General features: G+C 53.5%; 4 protein-coding genes and 1 pseudogene. 3 read left to right on the forward strand and 2 right to left on the reverse strand.

Annotated features, from left to right (window positions below; genetic code table 11):
- Positions 1–19: 19 nt before the first annotated feature.
- The 3 genes and pseudogenes from X742_RS1000000173570 to X742_RS0139285 form a co-directional block, all read left to right on the forward strand.
- Positions 20–217: pseudogene (locus X742_RS1000000173570) on the forward strand (transposase); the annotation flags it as partial.
- A 589-nt stretch (positions 218–806) separates the two neighbouring features.
- Positions 807–1,643, forward strand: a complete 837-nt coding sequence (locus tag X742_RS140685) for a hypothetical protein (RefSeq protein WP_023775537.1) — start codon at positions 807–809, stop codon at positions 1,641–1,643.
- Positions 1,606–1,803 (forward strand): hypothetical protein, encoded by a 198-nt coding sequence (locus tag X742_RS0139285; RefSeq protein ID WP_023784686.1) that lies wholly within the window; start codon positions 1,606–1,608, stop codon positions 1,801–1,803. Before X742_RS140685 ends, X742_RS0139285 begins: the two co-directional genes overlap by 38 nt.
- Here X742_RS0139285 and X742_RS140680 read toward each other — a convergent pair.
- Together X742_RS140680 and X742_RS1000000175270 are read right to left on the reverse strand one after the other, a co-directional pair.
- The gene (locus tag X742_RS140680; protein WP_023775538.1) at positions 1,800–2,369 is read right to left on the reverse strand and encodes a hypothetical protein; all 570 of its coding nucleotides are present in this window, start codon (positions 2,367–2,369) and stop codon (positions 1,800–1,802) included. The genes X742_RS0139285 and X742_RS140680 overlap by 4 nt on opposite strands.
- A 776-nt stretch (positions 2,370–3,145) precedes the next feature.
- Positions 3,146–3,337, reverse strand: a 192-nt coding sequence (locus tag X742_RS1000000175270) for a hypothetical protein (RefSeq protein WP_210164354.1), incomplete at its 5' end; no start/stop codon positions are given.

Raw genomic sequence — 3,337 nt, forward strand, 5'->3', positions numbered from 1 at the left:
AAAAGACCATCCACACTAGGGATTCTATTCGATCTTCAAGCGCGGCATGAAAGGCGTCTACCAGCATTGTGCAGAGCATCACTTGCACCGCTACCTTGCCGAGTTCGACTTCCGCTACAGCAACCGCATTGCCTTGGGAGTTGATGACGGCACTCGCGCTTTCATCGCCCTGAAGGGTGCTGCCGGTAAGCGCCTTACCTATCATAGACCTGCTTGACGAGAAGCGAACGCATTTCCGCAAGCCCGTCCAACTCGAATTGCCGCTCTGGCGATATGCGAGGCACAAGAAAAAGCCGGGGAGGTAATCCCCGGCAAGTTGCGTTGATCGGACGGCTAGGCGGCTACGCCGCTGGCGCCGGTCTTATCGGCTGCGATAGTGGCCGCAAACGAATTCGGTGCGGCCAAAACGGAAACGGTGGTACGGGGCTAACCCAAACCATAACGTCACCTCTTTCAGGCGAGGGGCCTTGAAAAGAAGCGGCAGAGATGCGATTCTAAGGTGTGAACCTCTAGTGGTCGCGGGCCTCTACCGCCCTTTCGATTGCTGGTCCATCTGGGTCGCATTCCCGTCTCACCGGGTTTGCGGCCCTTTGCATTTCCGCCCCTCTGACGCCGATGGCCAGAACGCGAGGGGCTATGCAGGTCTAATCATTACCGCTCCGTCTTTTCGATTCGTTCGAATATAGTCGAAACTCGCGTTATCGGCAACGGCGGATGGCGTTAAATTACTTTATCTAGATAAACCTTGATTTTTTCGCCAGGCCTAGATAAATGTCTGGCAGTGATCCTCGCAAGGAGACTCGGCCATGGCACGCGTTCGCAGCCCAAACTATCCGGCACTCAGCCTACCAGCGGCACTGGACCGCGTTCGAACCCTGCAGGGTCTAGAGGGCAAGAATGCCGTTCCGCGAGAGGTGATAGCGAAGCACCTAGGGTTCGGAGGGCTCAATGGCGCCTCTGCTACGGTGCTTTCAGCCCTTGCAAAATATGGACTTCTTGAAGCTGTTGGTGACGGTGAGGCTAAAGTCAGCGAACTGGCGCTTACGATTCTTTTCCCTCACGACCCGAACGAAAAGCAAGAGGCGATAGAGAAGGCGGCGTTCCGTCCTGTTCTCTTTGCTAAATTGCGCGAGAAGTGGCCAGACCGTGCCCCGACTGAGGAAAGCCTGCGTTCCTATCTGGTGCGGGAAGGGTTCTCGTCATCCGCAGCGGAGCAAGTTATCCAATTTTATCGAGAAACATTAGAAATTGCGGTGCCTAAGCAAACGGCGCATGATTCGTCATCTGCAACACCCACGCACGAGGAAAAGATGACGCCAGCACAAGCCCCAGCAGCCCCCACGCCGCAAGTTACATCTTTGCCGCCGGCCGCGCATGGCCGTCCGTTCACCATCGCTTTTGATGGCATGGTGTTGAGCGGCACAATCTCCATCCGATCCTCTCGTGATATCGATAGGCTGATGAAGGTATTGGCGGCCCAAAAAGGTGCATTCGAGGCGATGGAAGATGACGATGACTGGGATACGGTATCGTCACCCGCTCAACCTGAGAGCGCGCAAAGTGAACGACTTGCGAATAGAATCCGACTGGAGAACAACGAGGACGATGAAGGAACCGGGAAAAACAAAGGCGCATTCGACTAGCCAACCGCAGATCGACAAATTCCGAGAGGCGTCGCGCGAACTTAAAATCGATCAGTCAGACGCTGCTTTTGAGGCGGACGTGCAGAAGATTGCCCATTCGCCGAAGATGACCAAAGAGCAGATAAAGGAATTGGTCAGGCAAAAACGCAAGGGTTCTTAGTCCCTGGTATAGATCGCTTTGAGAGCCATATAGACGGACAGAGGGTCCGATGGCCCGCTACCAAGGAAGTAGATCATGTCGTGGCGCATGGCTTCGGTGAGTTTTGGCTGGAAAGGGTCTTCCCGGTCGATACGCCTCTCTTCATAGAAGTTTATGATGTTGATGCAGAAGTCGAAGGACGCAATAGCCTCGGGCGCCCCGAGGAAGTCGTTTCTAGCCTCTTCCTGTTCTACGTCAGTGCCATTGAAGATTGGATCCGACCGCCTCCCGGAGCTCGCATAGGTTGAGAGGCTTTCGATAAAGGTCCTCTTCGCGAGACAAAAAAGGAGAACGGAGAAAATCTTCGTGTATGAGAGACTTTCGACGTCCTGCTCGAAGAGATGCGTTTGCCAATGATTGCACACGGCAACCCATTCGCGGTGAGCGTCTTCTACCTCAGCCCTTACGAAATCGGCATGGACGCCTATAGCATGCATATAAATATGTAAGTACCGGAGGAAGTCGTAGCTGAACTCCTCGGCACTACCAAGCCACCGTTCGACGGTACCGTTATCAAGGTTTATCATTTTTGCTTTGTCTTGTGAAAAAGGCCGCATCGGAGTGATGCGGCCTTAGCCTAATACGACAAAATAAAGAACAGCTATTTTGCGTCTTCTACAGAAACTCTCTTCCGGTTCCGCACGATCTCATACGAAGTCAGGGTAGGAAGGCTTCCCATCAAGCCTTCCGGGAGTACAGGCTTCCCATTCGGGAAAAGAAAACGGAATCGCGCATTGTCGCGGTGCAAAGGCTGGCCAACCTTGATATCTTCGCTTAGTTCATTTCGCATTTCGCCACCACCTACCGCCATTTGTCCAAATCAGGTTTGTTTGGACGTTCCTCCAGAGAGCACATAAAAATCTTTAGATCCTTTTAACGTGCGCTCGCGCTAAAAGGTTGCAATTAAATTGTCAAGCGTCAAGTGCGTCACATAGCCATTGCGTTGCAAATTACAATGTTTTGATGCCAAAAAAGCGTCTAATTGAAATTCCTGGTTAAATTCCGGCGATTGTTCCGGAAGTGATAATGGCGGTTTATGGCTGCCGCTGAGGGCCTACCAATTCCGGCGAGCCGGAATTCTATAGACAAATTTCGTGACGAAAGTTGGACCGATGGCCATTCCGCCAATCGACTCCAACTCCTGTAGCAGACTCGCCGGCTAGCAGTTTCTGCCAGAAACGTGGCCATCGGCGGCCATCCCCATCGCCACTTACCTCCAGAGGTACCGCTAGCATTCCTCTACGGCTGGGTAGCGCCTTAAGGCCGCGATTATGCTAAACCTATATGCTGGCGCGGGCTGTGGTCAAAGGTGCACTGACCAATCGGGCGCGTCCGCCTGCATAAACAGATAAATGCCGATCACGATCAGCACCGCCAGCACCACCCAGAGCGTGAGCTTCGTCTTGTTCATGGGCGGTAGGTAGCAGACAGCGCTAGAACCGCAATTCACATGGTTGTGGGTGCGGCCCGCCTTGTGGAGGGGCGGGCCTTGTAG

Source organism: Mesorhizobium sp. LNHC229A00 (assembly GCF_000502415.1).
Classification (GTDB): Bacteria; Pseudomonadota; Alphaproteobacteria; order Rhizobiales; family Rhizobiaceae; genus Mesorhizobium.

Excerpts from the sequence above, each read along its gene's own strand:
- X742_RS140685 (WP_023775537.1), top strand. The coding sequence starts at position 807 with ATGGCACGCGTTCGCAGCCCAAACTATCCGGCACTCAGCCTACCAGCG.
- X742_RS0139285 (WP_023784686.1), top strand. The coding sequence starts at position 1,606 with ATGAAGGAACCGGGAAAAACAAAGGCGCATTCGACTAGCCAACCGCAG.
- X742_RS140680 (WP_023775538.1), bottom strand. The coding sequence starts at position 2,369 with ATGATAAACCTTGATAACGGTACCGTCGAACGGTGGCTTGGTAGTGCC.